Origin of the sequence: Bradyrhizobium sp. 153 (assembly GCF_023073835.1) — a bacterium.
Taxonomy (GTDB): Bacteria; Pseudomonadota; Alphaproteobacteria; order Rhizobiales; family Xanthobacteraceae; genus Bradyrhizobium.
Map to the genome: position 1 here is coordinate 1 of NZ_JADPKH010000085.1, position 13,783 is coordinate 13,783.

The following is a 13,783-nucleotide window of genomic DNA, read 5'->3' on the forward strand; positions in this document are numbered from 1 at the left end:
AGGCGACAGCTATCGGCTCCGCGCCAAGCGCAAGAGCGGCCTCATCAAGACGCCCACCGCCGGTGACGGCCCTCCGGTCGGCTCCGCCTCCCTCCGGCCCGCCACCGGCGGAAACAACCTTCAACCGAGATCATAATCGCGATGGTGGGGGCAGTTCTTCATGACGCAAAGGGGGCAGTTCCGGATGGCGTTTGACAACGTTTACACGAAGCGGCGAAAATCCTATGGAGGTCGACACCAAAATCTTACCAGCAAACGCGTCGCTCACATTGAACTCCAGCCAAGCCGACGTGCCGATATTCGTGGTTTCGTTTCCTACGCTTAAGCGGTGCGGGGCGGGAGTATCAGCAACTCCTGGGAGGCGGAGGCCACTCGCCGGCCGTTCCGATCGGAAAACTCCGCAGTGGTAAACGCTCTAGAGGAGCTAACCACCGGACTGCATTGAAGGACTTGTAGCCATTCGTCCGCGCGTACACGGCGATGAACTCGCAAGCTGTGATCCAGGGAGGCCGCGTCTTCGGGGGAATCGGGGGCCGATAAAAATGGCAATGCACCGAGATCCAGGTCCGAAAGGTAAGCCAACGCAGCTGCGTGCGTTAGTGAGGAATGGCTCAATTCCTCTCGAACGCGAACCCAAAGCGATTGGGATGCCCTTGCACGGTCTTTGACGATCTCCCGAATGTCGAGGATCTTTTCGGCAAGCGAAAATCGCTTGAGGAGGCTTACGGAAGGCTGGCATTCATCCGGCGGCGTAAGGGAGTTCTCCTCAAGAGCGGGGTTTTCGGTCTGAAAATCCCTTCCCGACGTGGGGCGCTGAAACGAGCAGATCATCGTGCAGATCGATTTATCGGACTGCCACGCGTCGACCTGTCGTGATGCAAAGTTGCGCCCATCCCTGACGCGCTTAACGCGATACTCGATAGGATGCTCGGGCCGACCCGGCCGCAGGAAATAGCAATGCAGCGAGTGCAGGTCCTCCACGTCGACGGTATAACCCGCTGCCAGCACCGAATGAGCGGTGATTTGTCCGCCGTTGGCCTGCCCGACTCTTGCTGCGTGACACACACCTACGAAGATGTCATCAGATATCGGTTTCAGCTGCAGCAACTCCGAGATGTGCACCATGCCTTCCGCTTGTGGTCTGGCCACAGACTCAATCCTTACTGTTCTTGGCGTTGCCTGACCAGAGTGTCCAGGATCCATGCCAATGACATGGGACTAGCCAACGATCAACGAATTGCGCTGGGCGCAGCGAAATACCACCCTGCAATATCAACCCACATATGAGCGCCGGGTCGGCGGGAGCAGGAAGAGCGCCCGCGAGGCGGAAGCTCGGCCAAGGGCCGAGGATAGTCACCTCCAACCGATGACGCAGACTGGGCTCAGAACGTCTATGACGAGCGGGGGACGTCGTAAACCAGATTACCAACTTAGTGGTAGGTCCGCCCGCCGTCGACCGCGAGCGCGCTGCCTGTAATGTAGGAGGATTCGTTGCTGGTAAGGAACAGCATGGCGCTGGCGATTTCGATGGCATCGGCCACGCGCTTCAGAGCGTAGGGAGATCGGGTCGGATCGCGGGCGGCTTCACGCAAAGCGACCGGAAGGATCGGCGTATCCACTGCGCCTGGGCAAACCGCGTTTACCCTGATCTTCGGCCCGTATTCATAGGCCAGCGCCTTAGAGAACGCGATAAGTGCGGCCTTGGACGCGACGTAGGAACTGATGTTTAGGGTGGCGGGTACTAGCGCCTGACTTGAGGCCACGTTGACGATGGTCGCCATCTCGTTTTGCTCGAGGAATGGCAGCGCCTCCCGGCAGACCAGGAATGGACCGGTGATGTTTACGTCGATGACACGATTCCAGTCGCGTAGGGTCGTCTTCGCAAAAGGTGAGGAAATCGCTATACCGGCTACGTTGGCGATGCCATCGAGGCCACCCAGCGCGGCGGCCGCGGCCCGCACCGCCGTGCGGACGCCGTCTTCGCTCGTGACGTCGACAGCGAAGGCGTGAGCCGTCAGGGTTGCAGCGAGCGACTTTGCGGCTTCATCATTGACGTCGAGCAACGCCAGCGCCGCGCCCTCTCGGGCGAACAGTTCAGCGGTCGCTTTTCCGATGCCCGAGCCGGCTCCGGTGATGAGTATTCGTCGCCCGCAAAGCCGATGATTCATATCCTTCATATTTTGATCCTCACATTCTATGGTCACATCTGACGTTCAATTTGACCTCGCCCAATTCCATTCTGAAACGTCGCTTATCGAAGCCAACTCGAGCACCTACGAGGGAGACACAGGCTAGCCGTCGATGATTGTCGCCTCGGCCACCGTCTTGAGAAGGATTTCTATATCCTTATCGGTGATCCCTCGCTGGAAGGGCATTGCCGATCCTATGAGCGAAACGACCGCAACGAGTTCTCCGTCGTGTCGTAGCAGCGGCGCTGCGGCGATCCGGATGCCGGGAAAAAGAGTGTCGGCCATCACGGCATATCCCTTCTTCCGCGATTTCGCGGACGCCTCCTCAATCGTTCGGCGGTCCAGCGGGCGACTGCTGGAGGCTTGTTCGCGTTCGAATTGCGCCTCTACGATTTCCTTCGGCATGCGGCCGTAGAAGATGATCCCGGCAGCCGAGAAGGTCATCGGCGTGAAAGATCCGACGTTAATGTTCGTCGATAAGGGAGGCGAACTCTTAAGCCAGAGCGCGACGAACGGGCCATTGTCGGACCAGACGTTTACCGCAACGGTTAATCCCGTTTCGCGATTTAAGGTCTCCGCTACGTCTCGCATGATTTCGAAACGATCGAGCCGGGCTAGCGCCGCCAAACCGAGGCTACGCGAAAACGGTCCGAGGTCGTAAAGTCCACTCGCCTTGCGCTGCTCGACAAAGCCGGCGCGGGCTAGGCTGACAAGATGCGCATGCGTCTGGCTCGGGGAAAAGCCGCTCAGGCGAGCGATCACGGACAGTGCCAAAGGCCCCGAGGCTTGTCGGAAGACTTCAAGCACCCTCGCGGTGACCTCAACGGACTGAACACCCTTCTGCCTCGAGCCTGCGCCGGCGGGCTTTGCGTCCTTCTCGCTCATCGATGCTCCGCAGTTCCATCTGCCACCCTTAGGGACTTTGATATGCGGGGGCAAGATGGAGCTCTGCTCTTGCAAAGCTCTCCGCCGTTGCGCGCCAAAGGACATCAACGGCCGCTGAATTGCGGGCGTCGCTTTTCCAAGAAGGCTTCGATAGCCTCGGCGTGATCAGAAGTCAGTGCCGTTAACGTCTCATGCCCGAAGCCGACGTCCACGGACTGCACAAAGGCATGCTTCAGGGAGGAATTCACGATGAGCTTAGACATTCGCGTAGCCCAGCTTGCGCCATTGGCAAACTTCTCAGACCATTTTTTTACCAACTCATCGAGCTGATCGGTGGGTACCGAGAAGTTGATTAGGCCCATGCGTTCCGCTTCATCCGCCGAAATGGAGTCTCCGGTTAGCAGGTACTGCTTCGCTCGTGCATACCCCACAAGTTGCGGCCAAATCGCTGCACCGCCGTCACCCGCCGCCAGACCTATCTTCACGTGCTGATCGGAAAGCCGCGCTTTTGAGTCGGCGATAATGATATCGCAGAACAGCGCGAGCGTGCACCCGAGCCCAAGCGCGTCGCCATTAACTCGCGCGATGACGGGCTTCTGGCAGTCGAGCATCGCCGTCAACAGCCGCTTTCCCGCCGCCGCGACCTGGTGGCCATAAGCCATGTTCCCTCGGTTAGGCAGCATCTCCGCAAAATCCCCACCGGCACAAAAGCAATCACCAGCGCCCGTAAGGACGAGCACGTTGGTGTTTTCATCTGCGTCCAAGCCCGAGAAAAGCTGAAACAGCTCGTCATCGAGACTTGCGCTAACGGCATTTCGGACGTCCGGCCGGTTGAGCGTAGCGAAAAGGACCTTCCCTCGCTGTTCCAGGGCTATGTCTTTGAATTTATGCGGAATCATCGATCTCTCCCCGCGGCGAGAGCCGCTTTATTCTTGCGATTGACAACCTAGGTGCGAGGCGATATTTGTCAGTGGTGAATGCATACACCTATAGTGTATAAACGAGGGACGAAATGCTTAGCGGAAGGTGTTTTCGAGAAGCGCTCGCCAGCGCTGCTTCGAGGGTTGTCGCGTGAGTTCGTTTGCTTCCGTGGGAGACCTCTGGAAAGCTCAGGCTCACCGTATTCCGCAGCAGGTCGCCTACGTTTACGGTGATGCTCGGGTAACTTACGGCGAGCTTTACGGGCGCGCCGAACGTCTTTCATCGGCGCTATACCGCTCCGGAGTGCGCCGGCAGGATCGCATTGCCATCCTGTCGATGAACAGCGGCGAATGGTTCGAGATGCTGGCGGCTTGCCACCTCGCGGGCTTCATCGCGGCACCAGTCAACTTCCGTTTGGCCGGACCTGAGATCCGCTACATCCTCGATAATGTCCGACCGAAAGTGCTCTTTTTCGAGCAGCAATACCTCGGAGTTGTAACAGAACTGCGAGCGGCGCTCCCGTTTATCGAAGTCTTCGTCTCCTTTGGGGGAGCTAGCGACGGAGTAGCTGGATACAAGGAGTTCTTAGCCGGGGGCGACAGTGACGGAGCTCCGTGCCGGTCTCACTCAGACGATATCATCGACATCTTCCATACGAGTGGGACAACCGGCCGACCCAAAGGCGTCTACCGTACGCATGCCGCCGAGCTCTTCAATGCGGAAAAATCCGCTGCGGGGCTGCAGATGCGGCCTGGCGGCACAACCCTCATCGCGATGCCGCTGTTTCATGTGGGGGGACAGGGAGAGTCAAGGGCACAGCATTGGGCCGGAGGTACCGTCGTCCTGCATCGAGCTTTCGACCCGGTCGAGACACTTCGATCTATCGAACGCGAGCGCGTGGACGTCATACATATGGCGCCTACCATGGTCGCCGACGTTCTGGCCGTTCCCGGTATTGAGCGTTTCGATCTCTCGAGTCTGCGCATCTTCTGCTACGCTGCTGCTCCGATGCCCCTGCCGACATTGCAGCGCGGCATCTCAATGCTGGGGCCGATCTTCCTTAACTGCTACGGCAGCACGGAAGGTGCTGCCAACACCGCGCTCCACCCCCACCAGCATCCAGCCGACGATAGCGAGCGCTCGCGAAAGCGGCTGCAGTCGGTCGGGCAGAGCTATCCGGGCGTCGACATTTGCATCAAGGATGACGAGGGAAACGTCTGTGACTCGGACCTTGTGGGCGAGATCTGCATCCGCAGTCCGGCTGTATTTTCTGGTTATTGGAATGACTCCGTTGCAACAGCTGAAGCTCTTCGAAGTGGTTGGTATCACACTGGCGACCTCGGGACGATGGACGCCGAGGGCTTTCTCTATCTCGTCGACCGAAAGAAGGACATGATCATCTCCGGGGGAGAGAACATCTACAGTCGCGAGGTGGAGGATGCGTTTCTCAATCATCCGGCCGTTCAGGACATCGCGGTGATTGGGGTTTCTCATCCACATTGGGGCGAGGCGGTGCATGCGGTCGTCGCGCTCAAGCCAGGAGCCACGGCGACTGAAGCCGCCTTGATGGCTCGGGCATCCGCAGCTCTAGCGCGCTACAAACTTCCTAAAACCATCGAGTTCGTCTCCGCGCTCCCGAGGTTGCCTAATGGCAAGATCAACAAGGTTGCAATCCGCGCGACGGTTCGTGGCCGTACAGCAAAATAATCCTTGGGGGCCTGGCCTCCGCGCATGACGAGGGACGACTGATGGAGTTCGAAGGACGCGTTGCAGTAGTTACCGGCGCTGCAAACGGAATCGGAAGAGCATGCGCATTGCACATGGCGCAGAACGGCGCGGATTTGGTGGTTCTCGATCTCGAGGAAGGGCCGCTCCGTCAGATTGCAGCCGAAATTGCCGCGGTTGGCCGAAAGGTGACGCCATACCAGCTTGACCTGACCGATTACGCTCTGGTGGAGAAGACGTTCGCGCGTATTCACGCGGATCAGCAGCGCGTCGATATTCTTATCAACAATGTCGGGCAGACGGGGCGCGAGCGGATCAGCGAGTTCTGGCAGTCGACGCCAGACGTCTGGAAGTTTGTTATCGACGTGTCGCTGATGACGACGCTTAACTGCACTCGCCAGGTTGTCGGAGGCATGCGCGAACGCCGATCCGGCAGGATCGTTAACATCTCATCTGAGGCCGCAATCACTGGCGACGCAACAATCGCCGATTATGCGGCCGCTAAAGCCGGGGTGATCGGGTTCACGCGCTCGCTGGCTCGTGAAGTTGGGCCCTTCCAGGTCACGGTCAATGCGGTTCTGCCTGGAGGCACCAAGACGCGGGCTACGGAGCGCATCCCGAAGGAGTTCGTGGAATCCGCCCTGAAGCAGATTCCCATGGGGCGGATGAACGATCCGGAGGACATTGCGAACGCCGTCGGCTTCTTCGCCAGCGAGAAGGCGCGCTTCATCACCGGACAGACGCTCCTGGTCAACGGTGGTCGCGTCTTCAACTGAGAACTGGCATGGATTTTAAGCTCACTCCAGAAGACCACGGGTTCCAGCAGGACGTCCGCCACTTCATCGCCGAAGCGCTACCTCCAGAGGTCGCCAAACGGAAGGGGCGGGGCTTCCATGACCGGCGCGCCGATCAGACCATTTGGCAGCGATTAACAAGCGCCAAGGGCTGGGGTGTACCTCGTTGGCCGGTCGAACACGGCGGCTGCGCATGGTCTCCGATGCAGCATCATATCTGGGAGCTCGAGTGCGGCCTTGCGGATGCTCCTGAACCCGGTGCGAGCCAGATCATGGTAGGACCGGTGATCGCTCGGTTTGGCAGCTCCGAGATGAAAGCGCGCTATCTGCCAGGGCTGCGGAACGGCGACATATACTGTGCCCAAGGCTTCTCTGAGCCTCTGGCCGGATCCGACTTGGCCGCGCTCCGCACCCGCGCAGAGCGACAGGGTGAGTATTGGGTCATCAATGGCCAGAAGGTTTGGACTACAGGGGCACACGAGTCAGACGTACTTCTCTGTCTATGTCGCACCGACCCCGCCGCCAAGCCTCAGGCGGGGCTCTCCATGATCATGGTCGACATGCGCCTGCCTGGTGTCACTGTGCGCCCAATACGCACCATTGATGGGCAGCATACCGTCAATGAAATTTTCCTCGATGACGTTCGGGTCCCGATTGATGAGTTGATCGGCGAGCCGAACCGTGGTTGGACCTATGCTAAGTTCCTTTTAGAAAACGAGCGCACCTATAACGCGCACCTTCCCGACCTAATCCGCTATTGTGGCCGCATCCTCAAAATCGCCGACGAAGAGGAGGCACGAACCGGGCAGGTCATCCTGACGGAAGAGTTTCTCGCTCGCTACGCAATGCTTTGGATGGACGTTGAGGCGCTGCGCTGGTCGGTATTGCGCGTGCTTTCCGACAAGAGCCAGGCCGGTGGAATCCAAATGGCGGCCGCATCTTCGCTAAAGATCGTGGGCTCGGAATTGCTGCTCGCCTGCTCACAGATGCTGATGGAGGTGGTGGGTCAGGAATCCATGCCGCTTTATTCACCTCCTTGGGAGCCGGACTATGCGGAGAGTACGGCTGACGCCTTACCTGACGCTCCGGGCTTGACCACTCAGTATCTCTACTGGCGCGCATCGACGATATTTGGCGGCAGTAACGATATTCAGCGCCAAATCATCTGGAGCAGTATCTCGGGCGGAATCGACTGACATGGATCTTCAGCTTGACGAAATGCAGGTCATGCTTCGAGATAGCGCGCGCCGCTACATCAAGGAGAGTCACAGCTTCGAGCGCCGTGCCAAGTTGCTAGGAACAAAAGGAGCGGAGTCGATCTGGCAAGACTTGGCCTCGCTCGGGTGGCTCGGGCTGAATATCCCCGAGGCAGCGGGCGGCGTTGGCGCCGGCGAAGTTGAGACCGCGCTGATCGTCGAGGAGTTGGGACGCGGTTTAGTGACGGAGCCGTACATCGCCACTGCGGTCGCGGCGACTCGCGTGCTTGCGGACGTTTCAGACCAAATTCCGTTCGCTGCCAGCAAGATGAAGGAGATCGCGTCCGGAGCGTTGCGGGTTAGTATCGCTCTTTCAGAGCCGGCCAGTCACTTCAATTTCTTTGTGCCGGCGGCTTGGGCCGTGGGCTCAGACGAGGGCTGGACGGTGTCGGGCTCGAAGCGGCTTGTGCTCGGGGGCGCAGCAGATGCATTCATTGTGTCCGCATCGGTCCTAGACCAGCTCTGTTTGTTTTGGGTCGAGGCGGGTTCTCCGGCGTTGTCGGTGCGCAGTTACAGCACTTTTGACGATCACCGGTCTGCCGATCTCACACTTGACCGGACACCCGCAGAGTTGATCGCTTTTGGAGACGCTGCCATCGCCGTCCTCCAGCGAATGCTCGATCACGCCACCGTGGCCATCTGTGCTGAAGCCGTGGGCTGCATATCCGGGGCGCTCGCCACAACGATCGACTACGTGAAGGTGCGCAGCCAATTCGGCAAGACGCTGGCCGAATTTCAAATCACGCAACACCGCTTGGGCAACCTATTCGTCCAGGCAGACCGGGCACGGTCAATGCTGCTTTACGGTCTTTCAGCCCTTTCCGATCCCTCTCAGGCTTCGTTCGGAGTGTCGGCAGCAAAGGTGAAGATCATGGAGGTCGCCCGATACGTCTGTGGAGAGTGCGTGCATCAGCATGGTGGCATAGGCATGACAAGCGAATATCCGGTCGGCCACTACCTTCGTCGGGTACTGATGCTGGAAAAGCTGCTCGGCGACGGCACCACTCACCTTCGTCGCGTGATGAGACGTTGGACACGTAGGAACAACGGCCTTTAGCATGTTCCTGGGTCTTCGACAGGTCTGCATCGCCGTCAGCGATATCAACGCCGCCGTCACGACGCTGTCGGCCTTGTTCGATGTCGAATGTAGCATACGGGACGACCCTCATGTCTCGCGGCACGGCCTTCGAAATGCAGTTTTGCCGTTCGGCTCAGCGTTCATCGAACTGTTGACACCCTTTCGCGACGGAACCCCCGTGGGGCGACATCTCGAACGGGTCGGTGGCGATGCTGGCTACATGCTGATTCTCGACACTGACGACTTCGGCTTCTGGGAGCATCATCTTCTCATTGCGCAGGCAACAGTCGTGCGCGAGGGCCGCGACGGCACCTACTGTTTCCGGCAGATCCATCCGAAGTCGGTTGGAGGCGTCCTCCTTTCGATCGATGCGGACGGAATACCAAACGATGGCCGTTGGCATCCGGCCGGATCGAATTGGCGAGCGCATGTGCGCAATGGGCGCGTGAACGGGTTGAGCGGAGTGAAGCTGGAAAGTGCAGCGCCGTTCAATCTGGCAGCGCGCTGGTCAAAGGTCTTGGATCGGCAGCTACAGGATCTTCCCGGCGCTGATCCCGTCTTAGCTCTCGACGCGGCCACCATCCGATTTGCGGAAGGCCAACCTGGCTCTTTTCAATGCATGACAGGTGTCAAAGTGCACGGCGACCACGTTCAGAAGTGCATCGAAGCTGCCGCGGCTCTGGGCTTGCAACGGGGGCAGGGGTGGGTGCGTGCCTTGGGTATGACCTTTGAGCTTGAGGCAACCGAACCAAAGCGATTGGAGGTGAAGCGGTGATGCCGTCGATGAATTTCGACCGCCGGCTGTGGACGGACCGGCTGAATTCAGCGCTCCGGGCCGGCCGCTTGCCTGAAGTTGCCGGCCGCGTGTCAAATGGAACTGCGCTGGCCGAGAGCCGCGGAAGCTGGCCCAACCGCGCGCGCGGGACCGCGAACTACAGAGCCTTTAGATCCACGTTAAACGCGTTGGCGGCGCCACGTGCGCCGGCCGCAGATCGGGGCACGGGCTTGCAGCCTTTTGGAGAGGATGACCTATGATCAACGCACACCCACCGGAGGGCGATCGAGTAGTGCATAAAGCTAGGGTCGATCGTCCGGCGCCGGCGCTGAAGACTGACCGGCTTCATTACGCCTATTTCATCGTCTTCGTTCTCATGCTGACATATATGTTATCCTTCTTGGACCGTGTCCTGATCAGCTTGCTGATCGGTCCGATCAAAGCGGAATTCGGTCTGACGGACACGGAGATCGGCGCCTTGATTGGCTTCGGTTTTGTCCTGTTCTATTCCGTGTTGGGGGTGCCATTGGGGGCGCTTGCCGACCGGATGAATCGGCGCAATCTAATTCTGTACGGTTTGGTTGGCTGGAGTGCGGCGACGAGCGCGACCGCTGGCGTGAGCGCATTCGCAGGACTGCTCGCTACGCGCGCAGCAGTCGGTGTCGGCGAGGCCGCATTGTCTCCGGCCGCGATTTCCACCATCGGGGATCGTTTTCCGCGAGAGCGATTCGGATTGGCCTCCAGCATCTATAGTTCTGGCATCGTTGTCGGATCTGGGCTTGCATTGTTGTTCGGAGGTATTGTTGTGCAGTTCGCCAGCCAGAGCGCACTTGAACTCCCATATATTGGCGCCATCAGTGGTTGGCGCTTGGCCATGCTGGTGGTTGGCTCATTGGGACTCCCCATGGCGCTCTTTATCGTACTAACAGTACGCGAGGCTCCGCGTCGCAATCCCTCTGCCTCTGCTCCATCGATGCAGGATCTCCTTGGGCATATCAACAAGCGGCGCACAGCCTTCGCATCTGTACTCTTAGGCTACTCGCTCGTTGCCGTCGCTAGCTACGCCCCGATCTTGTGGGGACCTGCCTTGTTTATGCGGGTTCATGGTCTCCAACCAAAAGAGGTGGGGTTGGCTCTAGGTCTGATCGTTATGTTGCCCGGCTTGCTTGGAATGATCGCTGGGGGAGCCCTGTCGGACTTTCTCAGCGCGCGCGGTAGGAGTGACGCGCCGGTCAGGATTGTGTTTTGGTCGTGTATTGTGCAACTGCCATTCCTTCTTGCCGCTTTCACGATACCCGATCGCACGCTGGCTTGGCTGATGCTGGCTGTCGGCTTTGCCGCGAACTCGGCATTTGCTGGCCTTACGGGTCCGACGCTGCAGTTGCTGGCCGCTCCGCAGATGCGTGGCCGCATGATGGCGATCTATCTCCTTTGCGCGAACCTCTTTGGGATTGGGCTCGGCCCGCTGGTGGTCGGCATCCTGAGTGACAAAGTGTTCACGCCTCCCGCCGGATTGGCGTATTCGGTGGCGGCGACCGTTACGTTCGCGCTCGCCTGTAGCATCGGGATTCTTGCGTTGGCACGACGCGCCATCCACGCGGCGATTAACGCCGAAGGTATGGAGGAAGGTCGCGCCGGATGAGGTGCGACTCCGCTATTGTGCTGCGGCAATTGCGCCAGGTCCGCCAAACTAGTTACGTCCCAAGGTAGGGGGCAGGCGCCGGAATTGAAATTCAGGTAGTTTGCGGACGCCAAGAGTTTGCGAAAGGAAGATCAACTGTCGCTGGTAAGCCCTTAGTCGCCGATCGCCGTTCAGGCATGTCGTCCTAGGCTGCCCCGGCCCCGCTACGCTGCAAAAAAGAAGAAAAGATAGGAGACGATTACCGAGGGGGCATGACAATGCTTGCTGGCAAGCAGCTTTTGGTTGGAAATTCGATACTGGGTCGTTTGCCCATTCAAGATCTCATCGAGATGCGACCCTTCCTGCAGCGGGTGGTGCTTGAACAGCGGATGGTTCTTCAGGAGCCTAGGAGGCCGAGCGAACACGTTCATTTCGTGGAGTCGGGCCTGATATCTATGCGAACGGTCGCTGCGGGAAACATACTGGAGACGGCAACAGTCGGACGTTGGGGGGCGGTAGGGGTGTCGGCTCTGCTCGGGACGCATGTGCCCATACACCAGTCTGTCGTGTTGTTTTCGGGAAGTGCGTTGCGGATTCATGTCGACGATTTGCGTCGTCTGGTGGGAGAGCGACCGCAACTCCGCGAGCACAGCTTGAAGTACGTGCAGAGCCTAATTTTCCAAACTGCCCAAATGGCGCTCTGCTGCGTACACCACGGACGCCAGGAGCGTCTCGCGGCTTGGCTCTGTTTGGCGTGCGATGCTGTGGATGGCAATGTGCTGCCAGTTACGCATGACCAACTTTCGGTCATTCTCGGCTTGCGGCGGGCGGGGGTCACAGAAGCCCTCATCGAGTTCAATCAACAAGGGCTAGTCCGCAAGACGCGCGGAGTTCTGGAGATTGCGAATCGTCAAGAGCTAGGCCGACTAGCATGCGGCTGCTACGAAACTCTTACGAGAGAGTACTACAGCAAGCCGCAATTTGGTCGTGTTACAACTCCGTCGCATGACGCGCACGTTGTCGTGCCGCATGCCACGCGGAATGGCCCGCCTTCAAACTAACAAGGAGTGAGCAACTGGGATGATCCACGCCGCCTGCGTTGGCACGCTGCTGGCACTCGTTAGTATTGGCGAGAAGGCTGACCCTAGTCTCTCCATCGCGACGCGGGAAGCGGTAAACTCGGCGCTCACGCGACGTGGGCCGACGTGAGCGCGCGGGCAATAAGGGGCGCAGCCACAACGTCTCGTCATGAAGCAGGATTTACAGCAATCGACGCCAAAATAGCTGAATGCGAGCGTAATTCTTTTAACGCCTTAGATGATGACAATGCACCGCATCTTCCAACTGTTTATCGACCTCTTGTCGAACGCCAACGATCCGACAGATTTTTCGAAAGTTATCGCGACTACGGCGAAAGCGTTGGACCTTTCTTGTTTTGCATACTTGGCATTGCCCAAGAGTGGCGCCAAGCCGCGTTTATTCTCAACGTACCCTCAAGAGTGGACTTCGCATTACCTGAGAAATAACTACGAACGAATTGATCCAGTCATTTCGGAGGCGCTTCGAAGCCCCGAACCTTTCCAATGGGGAATTGGCTTTCCAGAACGACGGCATTCAAAAGCTCAACAGCGGGTCTTCGATGAGGCGTCTCAGTTTGGGATTCGGTTCGGCTTCACGATTCCAATTCATGACGGACACGGCCCGATTGCCGCATTGACCTTTGCGGCCGATCACCGTGACATGACACTGATACATCGCTTGAATTCAGACGCGCGCGTACTTCAACTCATGGCCATGTACTTCCACGCACATGTCCGGCGTAAACTCTTCAACGGACACCCGCTTGATGGAATAGAACTATCCCCTCGTGAATTCGAATGCTTGGAATGGGCGTCTGAAGGCAAAAGCGCATGGGAAATTGGACGGATCCTCGGCATTTCCCGCAATACGGTCGCATCTTACTTAGAGAACGCGAAAGAAAAGCTAGGCGTTCGGACAATCGTGCAAGCCGCGACGCGCCTGGCCGCTGCTAACAAAGAAAAGCAAATTAGGACGAACACCCCTAGATGCGGGTGATGCATTTGATCTTAAAATTTCCCCGCTGCACCGCCCACGACGCATCACTGAGACGGTCGCCCCGAGTGACGACCGAGTTTGGGGGAGCAGACAAGCCGGTTTGGCAGCGGAGCCAGCTGTCGTGGCGCTACTCTCCGGCTCTGAAAGCCGAGTTTCCCGCTCAGCGAACGTCATCGCTCTGTTTTCGTCCGGCTTCCCGGTTCGATTTATGATCCCGGAAGTGCTCAGGTCGGCAGGCAGATGCCGATGGAAGCATGCCATCTCTAACGTCCGCGCTACTTGTCGTGCCCAGATGCCCCGGGGTCGATCAGGCCCGTTTTACGACGTAAGAAAATCAACAATTATTCAGCACGAATGGACGCGTTCGGCGAGAACACGCAAGCCAGCCTCGGCGCCGGCGAGCGGCGGTATTTGCCGAACTACCTACCAAAGGTCCAACTCGCGAGTCGGGCTGCCTCCTGGG

General features: G+C 58.6%; 12 protein-coding genes. 8 read left to right on the forward strand and 4 right to left on the reverse strand.

Translation table 11 applies throughout. The features are described from left to right. Positions 1-321: 321 nt before the first annotated feature. From IVA91_RS22735 to IVA91_RS22750, 4 genes are all read right to left on the reverse strand, one after another. Positions 322-1,149 (reverse strand): acyl-CoA thioesterase domain-containing protein, encoded by an 828-nt coding sequence (locus IVA91_RS22735; RefSeq protein ID WP_247459129.1) that lies wholly within the window; start codon positions 1,147-1,149, stop codon positions 322-324. Between the two features lie 281 nt (positions 1,150-1,430). Then, positions 1,431-2,177, reverse strand: a complete 747-nt coding sequence (locus tag IVA91_RS22740) for an SDR family oxidoreductase (RefSeq protein WP_247459130.1) — start codon at positions 2,175-2,177, stop codon at positions 1,431-1,433. Positions 2,178-2,291: 114 nt separating this feature from the next. Next, complete coding sequence (locus IVA91_RS22745) at positions 2,292-3,074, reverse strand: IclR family transcriptional regulator (RefSeq protein ID WP_247459131.1); 783 nt, start codon at positions 3,072-3,074, stop codon at positions 2,292-2,294. A gap of 104 nt (positions 3,075-3,178) precedes the next feature. Then, positions 3,179-3,973, reverse strand: a complete 795-nt coding sequence (locus IVA91_RS22750; RefSeq protein WP_247459132.1) for an enoyl-CoA hydratase/isomerase family protein — start codon at positions 3,971-3,973, stop codon at positions 3,179-3,181. Positions 3,974-4,145: 172 nt separating this feature from the next. On the opposite strand from IVA91_RS22750, the gene IVA91_RS22755 reads away from it, so the two are divergent. The 8 genes from IVA91_RS22755 (at position 4,146) to IVA91_RS22790 (ending at position 13,320) form a co-directional block, all read left to right on the forward strand. Continuing rightward, the gene (locus tag IVA91_RS22755; protein WP_247459133.1) at positions 4,146-5,702 is read left to right on the forward strand and encodes an AMP-binding protein; all 1,557 of its coding nucleotides are present in this window, start codon (positions 4,146-4,148) and stop codon (positions 5,700-5,702) included. 41 nt (positions 5,703-5,743) lie between these two features. Beyond that, complete coding sequence (locus IVA91_RS22760; RefSeq protein WP_247459134.1) at positions 5,744-6,496, forward strand: SDR family oxidoreductase; 753 nt, start codon at positions 5,744-5,746, stop codon at positions 6,494-6,496. Positions 6,497-6,504: 8 nt separating this feature from the next. Further along, positions 6,505-7,710, forward strand: a complete 1,206-nt coding sequence (locus tag IVA91_RS22765) for an acyl-CoA dehydrogenase family protein (RefSeq protein WP_247459135.1) — start codon at positions 6,505-6,507, stop codon at positions 7,708-7,710. Position 7,711: 1 nt separating this feature from the next. Next, positions 7,712-8,827 carry an acyl-CoA dehydrogenase family protein gene (locus IVA91_RS22770; RefSeq protein WP_247459136.1) on the forward strand — a complete coding sequence of 372 codons (1,116 nt, stop codon included), beginning with the start codon at positions 7,712-7,714 and terminating at the stop codon, positions 8,825-8,827. Between the two features lies 1 nt (position 8,828). Further along, positions 8,829-9,623, forward strand: a complete 795-nt coding sequence (locus IVA91_RS22775; protein ID WP_247459137.1) for a hypothetical protein — start codon at positions 8,829-8,831, stop codon at positions 9,621-9,623. A 256-nt stretch (positions 9,624-9,879) separates the two neighbouring features. Further along, positions 9,880-11,265 carry an MFS transporter gene (locus tag IVA91_RS22780; RefSeq protein ID WP_247459138.1) on the forward strand — a complete coding sequence of 462 codons (1,386 nt, stop codon included), beginning with the start codon at positions 9,880-9,882 and terminating at the stop codon, positions 11,263-11,265. A gap of 251 nt (positions 11,266-11,516) precedes the next feature. Further along, positions 11,517-12,305, forward strand: coding sequence for a Crp/Fnr family transcriptional regulator (locus tag IVA91_RS22785; RefSeq protein WP_247459139.1), 789 nt, complete (start codon positions 11,517-11,519; stop codon positions 12,303-12,305). 265 nt (positions 12,306-12,570) lie between these two features. After that, positions 12,571-13,320 (forward strand): LuxR family transcriptional regulator, encoded by a 750-nt coding sequence (locus IVA91_RS22790; protein WP_247459140.1) that lies wholly within the window; start codon positions 12,571-12,573, stop codon positions 13,318-13,320. The last annotated feature ends 463 nt before the right edge of the window (positions 13,321-13,783 follow it).

Excerpts from the sequence above, each read along its gene's own strand:
- IVA91_RS22785 (WP_247459139.1), top strand. The coding sequence starts at position 11,517 with ATGACAATGCTTGCTGGCAAGCAGCTTTTGGTTGGAAATTCGATACTG.
- IVA91_RS22780 (WP_247459138.1), top strand. The coding sequence starts at position 9,880 with ATGATCAACGCACACCCACCGGAGGGCGATCGAGTAGTGCATAAAGCT.
- IVA91_RS22775 (WP_247459137.1), top strand. The coding sequence starts at position 8,829 with ATGTTCCTGGGTCTTCGACAGGTCTGCATCGCCGTCAGCGATATCAAC.
- IVA91_RS22765 (WP_247459135.1), top strand. The coding sequence starts at position 6,505 with ATGGATTTTAAGCTCACTCCAGAAGACCACGGGTTCCAGCAGGACGTC.
- IVA91_RS22745 (WP_247459131.1), bottom strand. The coding sequence starts at position 3,074 with ATGAGCGAGAAGGACGCAAAGCCCGCCGGCGCAGGCTCGAGGCAGAAG.
- IVA91_RS22790 (WP_247459140.1), top strand. The coding sequence starts at position 12,571 with ATGCACCGCATCTTCCAACTGTTTATCGACCTCTTGTCGAACGCCAAC.
- IVA91_RS22750 (WP_247459132.1), bottom strand. The coding sequence starts at position 3,973 with ATGATTCCGCATAAATTCAAAGACATAGCCCTGGAACAGCGAGGGAAG.
- IVA91_RS22770 (WP_247459136.1), top strand. The coding sequence starts at position 7,712 with ATGGATCTTCAGCTTGACGAAATGCAGGTCATGCTTCGAGATAGCGCG.
- IVA91_RS22740 (WP_247459130.1), bottom strand. The coding sequence starts at position 2,177 with ATGAAGGATATGAATCATCGGCTTTGCGGGCGACGAATACTCATCACC.
- IVA91_RS22760 (WP_247459134.1), top strand. The coding sequence starts at position 5,744 with ATGGAGTTCGAAGGACGCGTTGCAGTAGTTACCGGCGCTGCAAACGGA.